This window comes from Clostridium drakei (assembly GCF_000633595.2).
Lineage (GTDB): Bacteria > Bacillota > Clostridia > Clostridiales > Clostridiaceae > Clostridium_AM > Clostridium_AM drakei.
Genome location: NZ_JIBU02000013.1, coordinates 156155 through 173960, shown reverse-complemented (window position 1 = coordinate 173960; position 17806 = coordinate 156155). Strand labels below are relative to the sequence as shown.

At 29.7% G+C, this 17806-nt stretch carries 12 protein-coding genes; 11 read left to right on the top strand and 1 reads right to left on the bottom strand.

All coding sequences use genetic code 11. The annotated features are described in order from the left end of the window. Positions 1–112 precede the first annotated feature (112 nt). From EG57_RS0208045 to EG57_RS0208000, 10 genes are all read left to right on the top strand, one after another. Positions 113–2074: a DNA gyrase/topoisomerase IV subunit B gene (locus EG57_RS0208045; RefSeq protein ID WP_032076725.1), complete on the top strand. Its 1962-nt coding sequence runs from the start codon at positions 113–115 to the stop codon at positions 2072–2074. A gap of 33 nt (positions 2075–2107) precedes the next feature. Next, complete coding sequence (locus tag EG57_RS0208040; protein ID WP_032076724.1) at positions 2108–4996, top strand: DNA topoisomerase IV subunit A; 2889 nt, start codon at positions 2108–2110, stop codon at positions 4994–4996. 357 nt (positions 4997–5353) lie between these two features. Continuing rightward, positions 5354–6058: an MIP/aquaporin family protein gene (locus EG57_RS0208035; RefSeq protein WP_032076723.1), complete on the top strand. Its 705-nt coding sequence runs from the start codon at positions 5354–5356 to the stop codon at positions 6056–6058. 111 nt (positions 6059–6169) lie between these two features. Continuing rightward, positions 6170–6730 (top strand): glycerol-3-phosphate responsive antiterminator, encoded by a 561-nt coding sequence (locus tag EG57_RS0208030; RefSeq protein WP_029162558.1) that lies wholly within the window; start codon positions 6170–6172, stop codon positions 6728–6730. A gap of 78 nt (positions 6731–6808) precedes the next feature. Beyond that, positions 6809–8299, top strand: coding sequence for a glycerol kinase GlpK (gene glpK, locus EG57_RS0208025; protein WP_032076722.1), 1491 nt, complete (start codon positions 6809–6811; stop codon positions 8297–8299). 96 nt (positions 8300–8395) lie between these two features. Continuing rightward, the gene (locus EG57_RS0208020) at positions 8396–8977 is read left to right on the top strand and encodes a DJ-1 family glyoxalase III (protein WP_032076721.1); all 582 of its coding nucleotides are present in this window, start codon (positions 8396–8398) and stop codon (positions 8975–8977) included. 340 nt (positions 8978–9317) lie between these two features. Beyond that, complete coding sequence (locus EG57_RS0208015; RefSeq protein ID WP_032076720.1) at positions 9318–11156, top strand: APC family permease; 1839 nt, start codon at positions 9318–9320, stop codon at positions 11154–11156. 71 nt (positions 11157–11227) lie between these two features. Beyond that, complete coding sequence (locus EG57_RS0208010; RefSeq protein WP_032076719.1) at positions 11228–12451, top strand: M16 family metallopeptidase; 1224 nt, start codon at positions 11228–11230, stop codon at positions 12449–12451. Between the two features lie 106 nt (positions 12452–12557). Next, complete coding sequence (locus EG57_RS0208005; RefSeq protein ID WP_032076718.1) at positions 12558–13307, top strand: SagB/ThcOx family dehydrogenase; 750 nt, start codon at positions 12558–12560, stop codon at positions 13305–13307. A gap of 265 nt (positions 13308–13572) precedes the next feature. Continuing rightward, positions 13573–15261, top strand: a complete 1689-nt coding sequence (locus EG57_RS0208000; RefSeq protein ID WP_242859824.1) for a MutS-related protein — start codon at positions 13573–13575, stop codon at positions 15259–15261. A gap of 217 nt (positions 15262–15478) precedes the next feature. Here EG57_RS0208000 and EG57_RS0207995 read toward each other — a convergent pair whose 3' ends face one another. Further along, the gene (locus EG57_RS0207995; protein WP_032076716.1) at positions 15479–15700 is read right to left on the bottom strand and encodes a heavy-metal-associated domain-containing protein; all 222 of its coding nucleotides are present in this window, start codon (positions 15698–15700) and stop codon (positions 15479–15481) included. A gap of 193 nt (positions 15701–15893) precedes the next feature. On the opposite strand from EG57_RS0207995, the gene recJ reads away from it, so the two are divergent. Beyond that, positions 15894–17672: a single-stranded-DNA-specific exonuclease RecJ gene (gene recJ, locus EG57_RS0207990; RefSeq protein WP_032076715.1), complete on the top strand. Its 1779-nt coding sequence runs from the start codon at positions 15894–15896 to the stop codon at positions 17670–17672. The last annotated feature ends 134 nt before the right edge of the window (positions 17673–17806 follow it).

Below are 17806 nucleotides of genomic sequence, written 5' to 3'. Positions count from 1 at the left end.
GTTGTATAATAAGTCAATATATGAGTTTTGTAAAATAAATAAGAACATTTGTTTTTATTTTGAGTTTTTGATAAAATGTATACTATTAAGAATAAAATTATGGAGGATACGAATGGAACAGAGAGAGGAAAAAGTACAGGTTTATGATGTCACTGCATTGACTTCTCTAGAAAAATTAGAACCAGTTAGGGTAAGACCTGGTATGTATATAGGTTCTACGGGAAGTAAAGGACTTCATCATTGTATATGGGAAATTTTAGATAATTCTATAGATGAAATATCCAATGGCTTTGGAGATAAGGCTATAGTAATTTTAAATAAAGATAAAAGTGTAACTATTATAGATAATGGTAGAGGAATACCTACGGGAATACATCCGGTGAAGAAAAAGTCTGGTGTAGAAATGGTATTTACTGAACTTCATACAGGTGGTAAGTTTAATAATGATGTTTATAAAACTTCTGGAGGACTTCATGGTGTTGGTGCTGCAGTAGTTAATGCACTTTCAAAATGGATAGTAGTTGAAATAAAGCAAAATGGACATATATATACCCAAAGGTTTGAATATGCCTATGATAAGTCTTTAAAAAGAGAGATGCCAGGTACGCCAGTGACTGCACTAAAGGTAGTAGGCGATACAAAAGAAACTGGAACAAAGGTGACATTTTTACCAGATAAAGATATATTTTCTAATACAGAATTTAAGTTTGATGTAATAGATGAAAGGCTTCAAGAATTGGCTTTTCAAAATAAAGGTATAACACTAAAAATTATCGATAAAAGAGAAGATGAAGTGGTAGAAAAGGAATACCATTCAGAAAGAGGTCTTTTAGATTTTATAGAATATTTAAATGAGAGTAAAACAGCGCTGCATACGCCACCAATACTTTTTGAAGGAGAAAGAGAAGTAAATGGTATTAGCATGTACAGCGAAGTTTGTGTTCAATTTACAGATTCTACAACAGAGTATATAGCAAGTTATGTAAATAATATTCCGACTACAGAATCAGGAACTCATGAAAGTGGATTTAAAGCCGGGATGACAAGAGCTTTTAAAGAGTGGACTAAAAAACTAAATCTATTAAAAGAAAAAGATAAAGAGTTTGAAGGTGACGATTTAAGAGAAGGAATGACTGCTATAGTCAGAATAAAAATAACTAATCCTATATTTGAAGGACAAACAAAAACAAAGCTTGGTAATACTGAAGCTTACACAATGATGAATGATTTAGCTTATACCAAGTTTTCTGAATGGATAGAAGATAACAAGGACACAGCTAGTTCGATTATTAATAATGCTATAGATGCAGCTGCAAGGCGTGAAAAAATAAAAAAAATAAATGAAGCTGAAAAGAAAAAAATAGGTAAGGGAACTGCTCCACTTGCTGGAAAAATAGCGGTTTGTACACTAAAAGATTCTTCTTTTTGTGAATTCATAGTTGTTGAGGGAGATTCAGCTGGTGGATCTGCTAAACAAGCTAGAGATAGAAGATTTCAAACTATAATGCCTTCTAAAGGTAAAATAATGAATACTGAAAAACAAAAGTTAGAAAATGTACTTGGGAGTGAAGAGTTGAAAATATTCAATACTGCAATAGGTACAGGGGTTCTTCAAAATTATAAAGAACAAGATCTTAAATATGATAAAATAATAATAATGTCAGATGCTGATGTAGATGGATATCATATAAGAACTCTATGGATGACTTATATATATAGATATATGAGACAGATAATATCTAATGGTCATCTTTATATAGCACTTCCTCCTCTATATAAGGTATATAAACAGAATAAGAACAAGGAAATTGTTAGATATGCTTATAGTGATGAAGAATTAGAAAAAGAAAAAAAACAAGTAGGAAAAGGTGCTTTAATACAAAGATATAAAGGACTTGGAGAAATGAATCCAGATCAGCTTTGGGAAACAACATTAAATCCTGAAACTAGAACCCTTCAACAGATTACCATAGAAGATGCTGCAAAAGCAGAAAAGATGGTATCACTGCTTATGGGTGATGTAGTTGCACCTAGAAAAAACTATATGTACAAGTACGCTGTATTTGATGATTAAACTATACTAAAAACTCACATTAGGAGGTAATTGATGTCTAAGAAAACAACAATTCCAGTAGATAATAATATAATAAAAGTTTCTATAGAAGAAGCTATGCCTGAGAACTATCTGCCCTATGCCGTAGAAGTAGCTAAGGATAGGGCTCTTCCTGATGTACGTGATGGACTTAAACCTGTACATAGAAGAATACTGTATGGTTCATATATGCTTAAGGCTTTTCCGGATAAGCCTTATTATAAATCAGCTAGAATAGTAGGAGACATACTTGGTAAATATCATCCTCATGGTGATACATCTGTGTATGATGCTATGGTAATATTGGCTCAAGAGTTTACTACAAGAAAACCACTTATAGATGGTCATGGTAATTGGGGAAGTCAGGATGGAGATAATGCTGCTGCTATGCGTTATACTGAGGCAAGACTTACTCCAATTGCTATGGAATTAATAAGGGATATAGATAAAGGTGTAGTGGATATGATGGATAACTATTCTGCTTCTGAAAAAGAACCAGAAGTACTTCCAGCTAAATATCCAAATCTTTTGGTAAATGGAGCCTTTGGAATAGCTGTAGGACTTGCTACTAATATACCACCACATAATTTAAAAGAGGTAATAGATGCAACTATTGCTTGTATTGATAAATCAGATATAGATACAAGAGAACTTATGGAATACATAAAAGGACCTGATTTACCTACAGGTGGAATCATAATAGGAAAAAAATCTCTTCTATCGGCTTATGAAACAGGAGAAGGTAGAGTTACATTAAGATCTAAAACCTCTATAGAAAGATTAGAAAGTGGAAGACTAGGTATTGTTATAACAGAATTTCCTTATAGAAGAAGTAAAGCGAAATTACTTCAAACTATATCTGAAATGACGGCAGATAAAAAACATGCAAAAGCTTTAGAGTCTATTTCTGATATAAGAGATGAGTCAGATAGAACAGGAGTTAGAGCTGTAATAGAATTTAAAAAGTCTTCAGATGAAGAAACTGTAGATAAAGTATTAAAATATCTTTTCAAGAGAACGGATATGCAGTGTAACGTTTCTTTTAATATGGTAGCTTTAGCAAAAGGAAAACCTCAAACTATGGGCCTAAAAACCATACTTTATCACTATATAGAGCATCAAAAAGATGTAATAAAAAGAAGAACTGAAAGAGAATTGGAAATAGCAGCTAAAAGATTTCATATTGTTGAAGGCTTTATAAAAGCTATAGGTATAATGGATGAGATTATTAAAGTTATAAGAAGTTCCAAATCAAAAAAGGATGCAGGAAAAAATTTAATAGAAGGTTTTGGATTTACAGAGGTTCAGTCAGAAGCTATATTAGAACTTATGTTATATAGACTTACAGGACTTGAAATTGTAGCTTTTGAAAAAGAACATAAAGAACTTGAAAAAGAAATAAAAAGATTAAATAAAATACTTTCCAGCGAAAAGGAGCTTTTAAAAATAATAAAAAAAGAGCTTATAGAAATAAGAGAAAAATATGGTGATCATAGAAAAACTACAATAGTTGAAAATGATGATGAGGCTAAAATAAATTTAGAAGAACTTATAGTAGAAGAAGACATAGTTATAACTATGTCTAATGAAGGATTCATTAAAAGGATACCATTAAAAACTTACAATAGAATTAATGCTGAAGTAGGAGATATAGAGTATAGAGAAGGAGATTTTAATAAATTTCTAATTAACTCCAATACTAAAAGTACCCTAATGTTTTTTACTGATAAAGGAAACATGTATCAGAGTAAAGGCATAAATATTCCAGAATTTAAGTGGAAGGATAAAGGGGAAAGAATAGAAAGTATAATAAAAACACTAGATGTAAGTCAAGAAAGTATTGTGGCAGTTTATTCTGAAAATGATTTTATGGAGTCTCAGAATTTAATGTTCTTTACTGATAGAGGAATTGTAAAAAAGACAGGTGTAGATAAATTTAATACTAATTACACTAAGATTATGGCATTAAAGTTAAAAAATGAAGAAAAAGTTCTAAAAGTTATTATTGCACCAAAAGATAGGAAAGAGACCTTTATAAATATTGAAACAGATAAGGGACTTAAATTTGTAGTTGAAGAACCTAAAATAGAAGAATCAGATAGAAATATAATGGGATTGCAATTAGTAAATTTAAGTTCTAATGATAAAATAATAAATATAGATTTTACTACGGAATTTGAGTTTAAAACATTTAATTTAAGTATAAATAGATTTGGAATAATTAAAGCCAGTGACAAAAATAGAATGAGTAGTAAAACTTTAAATGTGAGTACAGATTCAAAAAGTAAGATTTTGATTTTTTCAAAGGACGGGACTGTATTTTCTACATCAGCTCTTATTCTACAGAATATTGGAGATCAGGGAATAAGCATAAAGGATATATGGGATGGTGTTGATAGGGATAATATTATAAATATTGCATCTGTTAGTGATTTTGATAATGGCAATATATACTTTTTTACAAAGAGAGGTATGGTTAAGAAGACATCTTTAAAGGAATTTGAAGGAGATTATTTTTCTACCATAGGTTATAAATTTAAAAGTGATAAGGATGCTTTAATAAATGTTCAACTATCACTAAATAGTGAAGAAGAGATAGTTATGATAACCAAAAAAGCTATGTGTATAAGATTTCAAGGAAATACTATAAATTCAATGGGAAAGATAGCTTCTGGTGTTACAGGTATAAGCTTGAAAGAAGATGATGAAGTAATTTATTCGGAAATTTTAAGCTGTAAAAAATGTTTAAATAATAGATTTTTATTAAAATCTTCACAAAGCATTACAATTGATGTGGATATTGATGACATTAAGATTCAAAATAGAGCAGGAAGAGGAAAATGCATAACAATATTGGAAATGGAAGATTACATAAAAGAAGTTAAAATTCAATCTATAAAATAAAACTCATTTTAAGTTTGATTATAGAAAAATGATGCAATAAAACAAGTATAAAATGTGATTTGATAGTGAAAAAAATATCAACATATAGATAAATTTAGCTAATTTGAACTTTTAAAAAATATTGATATATGTATATATATATGCTATTATTAATATAAGCTATTTTATAGAATAATGATTGTGGCAGAGATTTAGAGAGCCGCTTTTTGAGAAGCCTATGTGAGGTTTGTCTTAAAGTCGGCTTTTTTTATTGCCATATGTATTGGTATTTATTTTATAAAATGGAGATTTTATTCAAACCTGTTTGTAACCGGTTACAAACAAGTTTGGAAAATTTAATTAAGGGGGTAGGATATTATGTCAAAAATGATGGCCGAATTTCTAGGAACTATGATTTTGGTGTACTTAGGAGATGGAGTTTGTGCAAACTGTACATTAACTAAAAGTAAAGGTCAAAATGGAGGCTGGATAGTTATAACAGCAGGATGGGCTATAGCAGTTGGACTTCCTGCATATATATTTGGTGGTATAAGTGGAGCGCACTTAAATCCAGCACTTACCATAGGGCTAGCTGCTGTAGGTAAATTTCCAGCAGCAGAAGTACCAGGATATGTAATTGCTCAAATGTTAGGTGGTGTAGTAGGAGCAGCTTTAGTATGGTTAACTTATTTACCACACTGGGAACAAACAGAAGATAAAGCAGCTAAGCTTGGAATATTCTGTACAGCTCCAGCTATAAGAAATTTAAAAGCAAACTTTTTAACTGAGGTTTTAGCTACAGCTACATTGGTATTTAGTATTATGGGTATAGGTGCTTCAAAAGCTGCAGATGGATTTGGAACACTTTTTGTAGCATTTCTAATCTTTGCTTTAGGTGCATCTTTGGGAGGACCTACAGGATATGCTATGAATCCAGCCAGAGATTTATCACCAAGAATAGCACATGCTATACTTCCTATAGCAGGAAAAGGTGATTCAGATTGGTCTTATTCTTGGGTACCAGTTTTGGGACCTATAGTTGGAGGACTTCTAGGTGCTTTATTATTTGTTGCTGTATTTTAAATTTTGAAAACTTTGGACTCTTTTGATTTTATAACTTGCAACAAAATTCAAAAGTGATAAAATTAAAATATACAAAAAATAGAAAAATTAACAAAGGAGTCTCAAAGTAATATGAAATTAAAAGAAAGATTAATAGCAAATCCAATAATAGTAGCAATAAGAAATGATCATGATTTAGACAAGGCTTTATTAAGCAAGGCTTCCATTGTATTTGTATTATATGGAGACATTTTAACTATATCTAAAATATGTTCTAGATTGAAAGAAAAAAATAAAATGGTTTTTGTACATGTAGATTTAATTGAAGGGCTTAGAGGAGATTCTGCGGGTATAAGATATATAAAAGAGAATGTGAATCCTCAAGGTATTATAAGTACAAAAACGTCAAATATAAAATATGGCAACCAACTAGGCTTATATACAATATTGAGAGTGTTTATAATGGACTCACTTTCAATAAAAACAGGTATAAAAAATATTCATGAGAATAAGCCAAATGCAGTAGAGGTTATGCCTGGGGTTGCAAGTAAAATAATAAGTGTTATACAACAAGAAACCAATAGTTGTATAATAGCAGGCGGACTTATAAAAACTAAAAAAGATGTTATAGAATCATTATCTGCAGGTGCGGTAGCTATATCAACTACTGCATCTCAGTTATGGAACTTATAATGTTTTAAAATTCATATTATTAAATTAAAAATTATAGAAAACATTAGCATTTTATATAAATTTGAGGAGGAATGGATTATGGCGAAGTATGTAATGGCATTGGATCAAGGAACTACAAGTTCAAGGTGTATATTATTTAATGAAAAGGGTTTAATTGTAAGTGTAGCTCAAAAAGAATTCAAACAAATGTATCCAGAAGCAGGCTGGGTTGAGCATGATCCGATGGAAATATGGGCTACTCAATTTGCTGTAGCATCGGAAGCTCTATTAAAAGCTAATATAAGTGCAGATGATGTAGCTGCTATAGGTATTACAAATCAAAGAGAAACTACAGTAGTATGGGATAAGAGAACTGGATTACCTATATATAATGCAATAGTTTGGCAGTGTAGAAGAACTTCCTCATATTGTGATGAATTAAAAGCTAAAGGCGTAGATAAAATTATAAAGGAAAAAACTGGCCTTATATTAGATGCATATTTCTCAGGAACAAAAGTAAAATGGATACTTGATAATATACCAGGTGCTAGAAAAGAAGCAGAAGCAGGAAATTTAGCTTTTGGTAATATAGATACTTGGCTTATGTGGAATTTAACAAAAGGTAAAATCCATGTAACCGATTATACAAATGCATCTAGAACTATGCTATTTAACATACATGAATTGAAATGGGATAAAGAATTATTAGAGATTTTAGATATACCAGAATCCATGCTTCCAGAAGTAAAACCATCAAGTTGTGTATATGGCGAAACTGATGAAAAATTATTTGGAGCACCAATTAAGATAGCTGGTGATGCAGGAGATCAGCAAGCTGCTTTATTTGGGCAAACATGTTTTAAACCAGGAACAGCTAAAAATACTTATGGTACAGGATGTTTCTTACTTATGAATACAGGAGAAAAAGCTGTTGAGTCTAAAAATGGATTATTAACAACTATAGCAGTTGGTATAGATGGAAAGGTTGAATATGCTTTAGAAGGAAGTATATTTATAGGAGGAGCTGCTATACAATGGCTTAGAGATGAACTTAGAATGATTAAATCTGCTCCAGAATCAGAAAAATATTGTACAGCAGTAGAAGATACTAATGGGGTATACTTAGTTCCTGCTTTTGTAGGAATAGGTGCGCCATATTGGGATCAATATGCTAGAGGTACAATGGTTGGATTAACTAGAGGTGCTAAAAAGGAGCATTTTATAAGAGCTACAGTAGAGTCACTTGCATATCAAACTTATGATGTACTTAAAGCTATGCAAGAAGATTCAGGTATAGAACTCAAGGCTTTAAAAGTAGATGGAGGAGCATGTGCTAACAATTTCTTAATGCAATTCCAATCAGATATATTAGGCGTACAAGTTGATAGGCCTGAAGTAATTGAAACTACAGCACTTGGAGCAGCTTACCTTGCTGGTATAGCTGTAGGATATTGGAAAAATAGAGATGATGTAGTTAAAAACTGGGCTTTATCAAGAAGCTTTGAACCTAACATGGAAGAAGACAAAAAAGGAAAATTACTAGAAGGATGGCATGAAGCTGTAAAGAGATCTATGGGATGGGCTAAATAATAACCAGCCTTTGAAGCAAAAGACCTGCTAAGGTTTCTTTTATGAAACCTTAGCAGGTTTTTATTAGTAGAAATTTTAGAAGGGATTGATAAGTTTATGAAAAAAGCTATAGTTTTATTAGCAAAGGGATTTGAGGAAGTAGAAGCGTTAACAGTAGTAGATGTATTAAGAAGAGGTGGTGTGCACTGTATAACATGTTCTATAGATGGTGAGGAGGAAGTTCTTGGCTCGCACAGTATACATGTAAAAGCTAATAATCTTCTGGAAAAGGTGGATGTGAACAAATATGATGCGGTGGTTATTCCAGGAGGAATGCCGGGAGCTTCTAATTTAAGAGATAGTGAAAAAGTAATAGAACTTGTAAAAAAATTCAATAAAGAAAACAAAATCGTAGCAGCTATATGCGCAGGACCCATAGTTCTTGGAAGAGCAGGAGTGCTTGATGGTAAAAAAGGTACATCTTATCCAGGTTTTGAAGAACAGCTAGGAGAGGTTGTTTATAGTGAAGATATGGTTGTGCAGGATGGTAATATTATAACAAGTAGAGGACCAGCTACAGCCATACATTTTGCATTTAAAATACTTGAAAGCTTAGAAGGTATAAAAATTGCAGAAAATTTGAGAGAAGCTATGCTTTTAAATTTTGTAGAAAATGATATATTAAAAAATAAAATATAATAATAAAAAATGAAACTAAATTCATACACATTTAGTTTCATTTTTTTATTTTATCAAATATATATGATATTTATGTTTTATAACAAATAAGTAATGATTAAATGAAAAGTAAATATTCAATAGAGTTACAATTGCGAATGTTGAAATTATTTTTAATATATCGATATTCATTCTAGGACTAGCATTAATTAAAAAATAAACGTAATAGAAATTCTATATGAATAGACCACCAAATTTAAAATAAAATGAAGATAAAATGTAAGAATAAGAGCTATGACAAAAATATAGAATGATATATAATCATTCCATAATTAAAATATAACTTTGTAGAGGTGTAAAAATGGAGTTAAAGTTAGGTAAATTCCTTATTGGAAAAACTTTAAAAACAGACGAATTAAAAAATGAAAAGTTTAATGTATTTTGGGGACTGCCTATCTTGTCTAGTGATGCTATATCATCTGTGGCGTATGCTGGAGAGGCAATTTTGCTCGTTTTAATATCTACTGTGGGAGCTGAGTCATATAAGTATATGTTTTATGCAACTTTGTGCATAGTGACTTTAATGTTTATACTTGTATTTTCTTATAGACAAACTATAGATAGTTACCCAGATGGTGGTGGGTCATATATAGTAGCTAAAGATAATCTTGGAACTGTACCAGGTCTTGTAGCAGGGGCAGCATTATCCATTGATTATGTTCTTACTGTTGCAGTTAGTACCTGTGCAGGAACTGCAGCAATAACTTCGGCAGTGCCTTCATTAATTCAACATAAAGTTCCAATAACAATAGTTCTTATAATAATTATGACAATAGGAAATCTTAGAGGAATAAGAGAATCTTCCAGAATTTTTGGAGTACCTACGTATATATTTATATTTGCAGTTATCGGAATGATATTATATGGAATAATCAAAGTTCACGTGTTTGGATACACTCCTGTTGCTCAATATGCGATTCCACAGGGGACAGGCCATATGACCATAGCACTGTTCTTAACTGCCTTTGCTTCTGGATGTACAGCTTTAACAGGTATAGAAGCAGTTAGTAATGGTATCCCTAACTTTAAGGAGCCTTCACAAAAAAATGCAAAAGTAGTACTTGAATTATTGGCATTAACTATCTTTTTCGTATTTGGAGGTTTATCTTATTTAGCAACATTGTATCATGCAGTACCTAGAGCAGATGTTACAGTAGTAGCACAAATAGCTACTCAGGTTTTTGGAAAAAACTTTTTCTTCTATTTAATTCAAATAACAACAGCAATCATACTTATTATGGCTGCTAATACTGCTTATAGCGGATTACCATTATTATTAGCTCTTATGGCAAAGGACGGATTTGTGCCAAGACAATTTGCAAAAAGAGGAAAAAGATTAGGATTCTCCAATGGTATAATATTAATATCTGTATTTTCATGTATTCTTGTTATAGCATTTAAAGGAGATACTAACTTGTTATTACCTTTATATGCAGTAGGAGTGTTTATATCTTTTACATTGTCTCAATCAGGAATGTTTCTTAAATGGGTAAGAAGCAAAGAAGGTGCATGGAGACATAAAGCTTTTATAAATGGATTAGGAGTTATGGTTTCTTTTGGTACAGCATTAATAATTGGAGTAACCAGATTTAAACATGGTGCTTGGATAGTATGTATTGTAGTACCAGCTCTTGTACTTTTGATGATAAAAATAAAACATCATTATACAATAGTTGCTGAGCAGCTAAAATTAAGTGTAGATTTGAGACCAAAGGAAATAAATTTTGCAGAACAAAAAAGATATGTAATACTACCAATTGATACTTTAAATAAGGCTTTTTTAAAGGCATTAAATTATGCAAGAACTATATCAGATGAAATAATAGTATTTCACGTTTCTGTAGATGATGCAGCAACAGCAAAACTTATTAAAAGATGGGAAGAGTACAATGTAGGTATTCCTATAATTATAAAGAAATCACCTTATAGAAATATAGTAACACCATTAGTTAAGTTTATAGAATCAGAAGAATATGCAGCAGGTCCTAAAGATACTGTAACTGTAATAATGCCTCAGTTTGTAGTTGGAAAGTGGTGGGGTAATATACTTCACAATCAAACAGCATTATTTATAAAGACTATGCTTTTAAAAAGAAGAAATATAGCAATGATTACAGTACCATATATAATTCAAGAATAGTAAAATAAAGAGAGAGGATATCTCTCTTTTTATTTTTATAAATAGAAATACTTAAAGAAGGGTGTTTTATTATGAAGAAAATCACATTAGAGAATGGAATGAAATTGATATATGAACATAGAGAAGGAGATTTATCCTCTTTTTGCATTGCATTTAATGGGGGAGCGCTAGAGGAAACAGGAAAATTTAAATTAGGTACAGCTCATGCAGTGGAGCACATGATATCAAAAGGGACTAAATCTAGGAATGAAGAGGAAATAAATAAAATATGCAGTGAGATATTTGGATTTGAAAATGCTATGACTAATTTTTCATATGTAATTTATTATGGAACCTGTCTTTCTGAGGATTTTGAAAAAGGAATAGATGTTTATTCTGATATAATTTTAAATCCTACATTTCCTGAAAAAGGGTTTAAAGAGGAAATGAACATTATTTTAGAAGAACTTAAAGAGTGGAAAGATGATATATATCAGTATTGCGAAGATAGTTTATTGTATAATGCCTTTTCTAGCAAGAGAATAAAAAACAGAATAATAGGAACAGAAGAAGATATAAAAAATATTACATTGGAGGAAATAAAAGAGTTTTATAATAATTATTATAGCCCTCAAAATTGTTCTATAGCTGTATGTTCTTCCTTTGATTTAGAATATATATCTAAAGTAGTGAATAAGTTTTTTAGTAAATGGAATAAAAGTTTTCATGGAATTGCAAATGTAACTGAAGAGAAGAATAAAGAGGGAGTGTTTGTAGAAAAACTTGGAGACATAAAAGGAGCAAAAATACAATATCTCTTTTCCATAGATGAATTAAATGAAGAAGAATGCAGAGTTCTAAATTTGTTTAATTCAGCCTTTGGAGAAGGTACTAACAGTTTAATATTTGATGAAATAAGAACTAAAAATGGATTAGCATATGATGTTAAGAGTTATATAAAAAATGAAAGAGGAGTAAAAAGTTTCATTATAAGCATGGGGACTTCTGCAGAAAATGTGGATAAGGCTATAAATCTAACTAATAAGAAAATTAGAGAAATAAAAAATAAAAAAGGCTATTTTAGTAAAGAAAAAATAAAAATTCTAAGTAAAAACATAAAATTAAAAAGACAGTTAAAACTAGAAAGAGCTATTCAATTATGTAAAGAATTAAGTACATATGAAATAATGTACGATAATGCAGAAAAACTTTATAAGGAAGTTGAAGGATTGGAAAATATTAATGAGGAAAAAGTAATTGAGGTTATAAATAAAGTTTTAAATAATCCTAGTATTCAAGTGCTAACTAGTAAATAAGAGATATGAATAAAGTAATTTTTTAACAATATACGAGTTTTATGTTATAATAGTTGTGAATATATTTGAATTTTGAGAAAATTTTTGGAAAGGCAGATGGTTTGCTATGAATAAAGAAGTATTAAAAGATTTTTTAAAAGCTAATGTGTTTAAGGAATTAGATAATATTAAAACAGATCAGGAAAAGGAATTGGCTCAACCAGCAATTCAGAAAAGTTCTCCATCTTCAATTCCTTTAATTGATTTGGTACCCATTCAAGATATAAATTTGGAGGAAACCAGTGTTTTTCAAGCGTTGAAACATAGAAAAACAAGGAGAGTTTTTTCAAATGAACCTTTGTCGTTAGAAGAATTATCATTTTTGCTTTGGAGCGTACAAGGAGTTAAAAAAATAGTTAATAAAGGATATGCTACATTGAGAACTGTGCCTTCAGCTGGAGCTAGACATTCATTTGAAACTTATATAGCTGTTTCAAAAGTTGAAGGTTTGGAAAAAGGGATTTATAGATATTTACCACTTGAACATAAGTTATCTTTTTTGTTTTCTGTTGAGGATTTACAACAAAAACTAGATGATGTTGTATTTAATCAAAGATTCGTAGGAAAAAGTGCAGTAACTTTTATTTGGACTACTATTCCATATAGAATGGAATGGAGATATGATATAGCGTCTCCTAAACTAATAGCTTTGGATGCAGGTCATGTTTGTGAAAACTTATATTTATCAGCAGAGTGCATAAATGCAGGAGTATGTGCTGTAACAGCATATGATCAGGAGAAGATTGATAAACTTATAAATGTAGATGGAAATGAAGAATTTACAATTTATTTAGCTGCCGTTGGTAAGGCAGAATAAAAAACTTTATAAAATAAAAAAAGTTTTTTCCAACTCATATTCTGCATAATAGATTAGAAAATTGCTACATTTATTTTAAACGTTTCTTCTTTAATAAGTGCTATTCAAAGTGACTATGGATTGTTCTAGTCACTTTGAATATTTTTTATTCTTAAATTTTGTTACATTGTGCGGAAGGATTTTAGTAAAATACCTAGAATACCTTTTATTAGGGTTAAGAAACAATATTTACCAAGGGATGATGTAAGGATTCAGAGGGGTGAAAATGATGGTAGCTATTGTAGGTTATATTTTAATAATTGTGGTGTTAACTACTATAATTTCTTTAGGATTAAATGCAGAGAGAAATAGAAAGCTTAAGGAGAGGCTAGAGAGTTGTTGGGGAAAGGATGCAGATGAAAAACTAAGTAGTGATGACTTAAAAACAATAGCAGAATACTTCAACAATAGAAAACAAGATGAAAAAGGAGCATTTTTTATTGATGAAATTACCTGGAATGATTTGAGTATGGATAGCATTTTCGAAAAAATAAATACTACTGAAAGCAGTCCTGGTGAGCAATACTTGTATAATATTTTAAGAGAGCCTTTGTATGATGAAGAAAAACTTAAATATAGGGATAAGTTAATAAAATTCTTTCAAACTCATGAAAAAGAGAGGAAAAAAATACAATATATTCTTGCTAAATTAGGTAAAAAGAGAAATTGTTTTATATCAGACTATTTTTATAATTCTGAAGGAGAAAAAAGGAAATCTAATTTGAATTTTTACAGAGCTTTAGCAATATTACCTATAGCAGGTATATGCATTACATTTCTAAATCCATATATTGGTTTATTTATAGTCTCTGTAGCTTGTGTTATAAATGTGCTTGTGTATTATATTGACCAAAATAATATTAAATATAAGATTGAGTCCTTTAAGTATATAGTGCAAATAGTTAAAATTGCAGATTTAATTTTAAAAGAAAATCTAGAAGAATTAGAAATTTGCAATAAGAAATTAAAGGAAGCTATTACTCTAATAAAAAGTATTAAAAATGCTTCGTTTACTTTAGGGAATAATGGCACAGACGTTGGAGTTATGAATGAATATATTAGCATAATTTTTCTTTTGGATTTAATTAATTACGAAAAAATCTCAAATACTCTTATAGAAAAAAGTGAAGAATTTAAAATCATATTTGAAGCTGTAGGTATTATAGATAGTTCAATATCTATTGCATCATACAGAGAAAGGCTTAAAGGCTACGTTACTCCAGAATTAATTAAATGCTTAAGTAAACAAGATGCAACTATTATTTTTAAGGATATAAATCATCCTCTTATGAAAGAACAAGTATCTAATTCTATGAAAGTTTCAGATTCTATTTTAATTACAGGATCTAATGCTTCTGGAAAATCAACTTTTTTAAAAACAGTGGCTATAAATATTATTTTAGCTCAAACTATATATACTTGTTTAGCTAAAGAATTCAAATGCTGCTATTTTAAAATATATACTTCTATGGCTTTAAAGGATGATATATTCAATAATGAGAGTTATTATATTGCTGAAACTAAATCATTAAAAAGAATTATTGATGCATTAAACTCTAATATACCTACTATATGTTTTATAGATGAAATTCTTAGAGGAACTAATACTGTAGAGAGAATATCAGCTTCTTCACAGGTTTTAAAATATTTAACTTCAAATAATTGTATATGTGTTGCAGCAACACATGATGTAGAACTTACATACATATTAGAAAGATATTTTTCTAACTATCATTTTGAGGAAAAAATTATAGATAATGAAATAACATTTGATTATCTAGTACACCAAGGAAGATCCAATACACAAAATGCTATAAGGCTTTTAGGCATTTTGGGATATAGTGATGTTATTGTTAAAAAAGCAGAAGAAAAGGCATATAAGTTTTTGAAAGATGGAGTATGGGAAGCAGAATAAAAAATTTCATAAGAAAATAGTTATATGATTTTGTAAATTATTATTTTATCTTAAGCATTTTCAAAGAATAATAAGTCCATATGCTAGTCTATTTTGCGTCATGCGGCGTTGGCAGAACCATTAGATAGATTTACTATCTTACTATCTGTGGAACCTTCCTTATTGCCTGGCACAAAATATCCGCCGCATTTGGACTTATTATTTTCTTTCAGATGTTTTAAACATAAATTTTTTCTATTTCAATAACTTTATATCCAACATTTGATATAGCAGATTTAATTACATCATTATCAATAGATTTATTACTTTCTAAAAATGCAATTTGAGTTTTCAAGTCTATATTTACAGAAGTTACTTCTGAAATATTCATTAGAGCTTGGTAAACATGATTTACACAGTGCATACAACTCATTCCATCGATTGTTAATTTCTTTTTCATCTAAAGTCCTCTCTTTCAATTTTTATCATAGTATACATTTTGTACATTTTAATGAATTTTATAACAAAGTTAGTATTTAACTTAAAATATTGTGGGAAATTAAAGCTGAAGGCATAATATAACAGTTATATATACTTTTAACTTTCTGCTTTAGAATATATAATATAATATAGTAAAGAAAGAGGTGGAAAGTTTGAAAAAAAAATGGATGTTAAAAAGGTGTAGAGGAGATGCAAAGGATATAGCTAAAAGTTTAGGAGTAAGTGAAATTTTAGCATGCATTTTAATAAATAGAGGAGTAAAAACTGAAGACAAAATAAAGAAGTTTATGAACCCTTCATTGGAGTATTTATATGATCCTCTACTTATGAAGGATATAGATAAGGGAACAAATATTATAAAGAATGTCATATTGAAAAAAAATAAAATAGTGGTATATGGTGATTATGATGCAGATGGGATTATAAGTACATATATTTTATATTCTGCTCTTGTAGAATGTGGAGCTGAAGTAAAATATCACATACCAGATAGGGTTACAGAAGGTTATGGTATAAATAGTGAAAGTATAAAAGCTCTTAAAGAAGAAGGATACGATACTATAATAACTTGTGACAATGGTATATCAGCCTTGGAACAAATAAAAATTGCCAAAGAACTTGATATGACAGTGGTAATAACAGATCATCATGATATACCATTTACAGAAGAAGCTGATGGAAATAAAAAATTTGTTATACCTGAAGCAGATGCCATAATAAATCCAAAACAAGAAGATTGCAATTATCCTTTCAAATCATTATGTGGTGCTGGAGTAGCATTTAAATTTGTACAAGTACTTTATAGCAAAATGGGAATAGACGAAAAAAAATCATACAAATTCATAGAATATGCAGCCATTGGAACTATATGTGATGTAGTAGACTTATTAGATGAAAATAGAATTATTGCTAAAAATGGTTTGGACATGTTGAACGAAACTAAGAATATTGGATTAAAAGCACTTATAAAGGAAACTGCTTTAGATGAAAAGAAAATAAATTCATATCATATAGGGTTTGTTATAGGACCATGCATAAATGCTACAGGAAGATTAGATAGTGCTACATTGGCTTTAAAGCTTCTTTTATGTAATGATGATGAAGAAGCTGAATGTCTTGCAAAAAAACTTCATGAATTAAATGTACAGAGACAAAACATGACTATGGATAGTGTGAATCAAATTATAGATACTATTGAAAATTCAGATATGAAAAATGATAAAGTTTTGGTCATTTATAAAAAAGATGTTCATGAAAGTATAGCCGGTATTGTTGCAGGAAGATTGAAAGAAAAATATAATGTACCATCTATTGTAATTACAAAAGGAGAAAAAACGCCTAAAGGATCAGGTAGATCTATTGAAGAATATAATATGTTTCATGAGCTTACAAGATGCAAGGATATGTTAAAAAAATTTGGAGGTCATCCTTTAGCGGCAGGATTGTCTATAGAAGAAGAAAATATAGACAAGTTTAGGAGCGCTTTAAATGATAATTGTTGTCTCACAAAAGATGATATAACACCTAAAATAAGAATAGATAAACAATTAAGTTTAAATGAAGTTAGTTTTGATTTAATAAATGAAATTCAAAAATTAGAACCATTTGGAAAGAGCAATTCTCATCCTTATTTTGCAGAAAAAAATATAAATGTATTTAGAATATATTTTATTGGTAAAGAAAAAAATATAGTGAAATTTTTCTGCAGAAATACAAATAACTTTGAGAAATTAGATGCTATTTGTTTTGATGGTGGAGATAAGTTTAAACAGATCATAGAAGAAAGTTATGGGGAGAAAAGACTTAAAGAAATTTTGCAAAGCAATATAGCTAATTTGAAATTGGACTTTATATTTTCACCAGAAATAAATGAATTTAAGGGGAACAAGTCATTGCAATTGGTGGTAAAGGATTTTAGGCTATCTATGTGAAAATGTACTACTATACTATCAAGTGATTCTTAGACTTAGGTGGAGTTTGTCATGGGGAAATTAGCAATGGTAGCGATCGGATCAATACAATAAGGGGAACTTTGTGGTAAATAAAGAAATTAATTATGTTAAAT

Bases quoted from the DNA above. Each gene is read 5' to 3' on its own strand.
- EG57_RS0208005 (WP_032076718.1), top strand. From the start codon at position 12,558: ATGAATAAAGAAGTATTAAAAGATTTTTTAAAAGCTAATGTGTTTAAG.
- EG57_RS0208030 (WP_029162558.1), top strand. From the start codon at position 6,170: ATGAAATTAAAAGAAAGATTAATAGCAAATCCAATAATAGTAGCAATA.
- EG57_RS0208000 (WP_242859824.1), top strand. From the start codon at position 13,573: ATGATGGTAGCTATTGTAGGTTATATTTTAATAATTGTGGTGTTAACT.
- glpK (WP_032076722.1), top strand. From the start codon at position 6,809: ATGGCGAAGTATGTAATGGCATTGGATCAAGGAACTACAAGTTCAAGG.
- EG57_RS0208035 (WP_032076723.1), top strand. From the start codon at position 5,354: ATGTCAAAAATGATGGCCGAATTTCTAGGAACTATGATTTTGGTGTAC.
- EG57_RS0208015 (WP_032076720.1), top strand. From the start codon at position 9,318: ATGGAGTTAAAGTTAGGTAAATTCCTTATTGGAAAAACTTTAAAAACA.
- EG57_RS0208010 (WP_032076719.1), top strand. From the start codon at position 11,228: ATGAAGAAAATCACATTAGAGAATGGAATGAAATTGATATATGAACAT.
- EG57_RS0208040 (WP_032076724.1), top strand. From the start codon at position 2,108: ATGTCTAAGAAAACAACAATTCCAGTAGATAATAATATAATAAAAGTT.
- EG57_RS0208045 (WP_032076725.1), top strand. From the start codon at position 113: ATGGAACAGAGAGAGGAAAAAGTACAGGTTTATGATGTCACTGCATTG.
- EG57_RS0208020 (WP_032076721.1), top strand. From the start codon at position 8,396: ATGAAAAAAGCTATAGTTTTATTAGCAAAGGGATTTGAGGAAGTAGAA.
- EG57_RS0207995 (WP_032076716.1), bottom strand. From the start codon at position 15,700: ATGAAAAAGAAATTAACAATCGATGGAATGAGTTGTATGCACTGTGTA.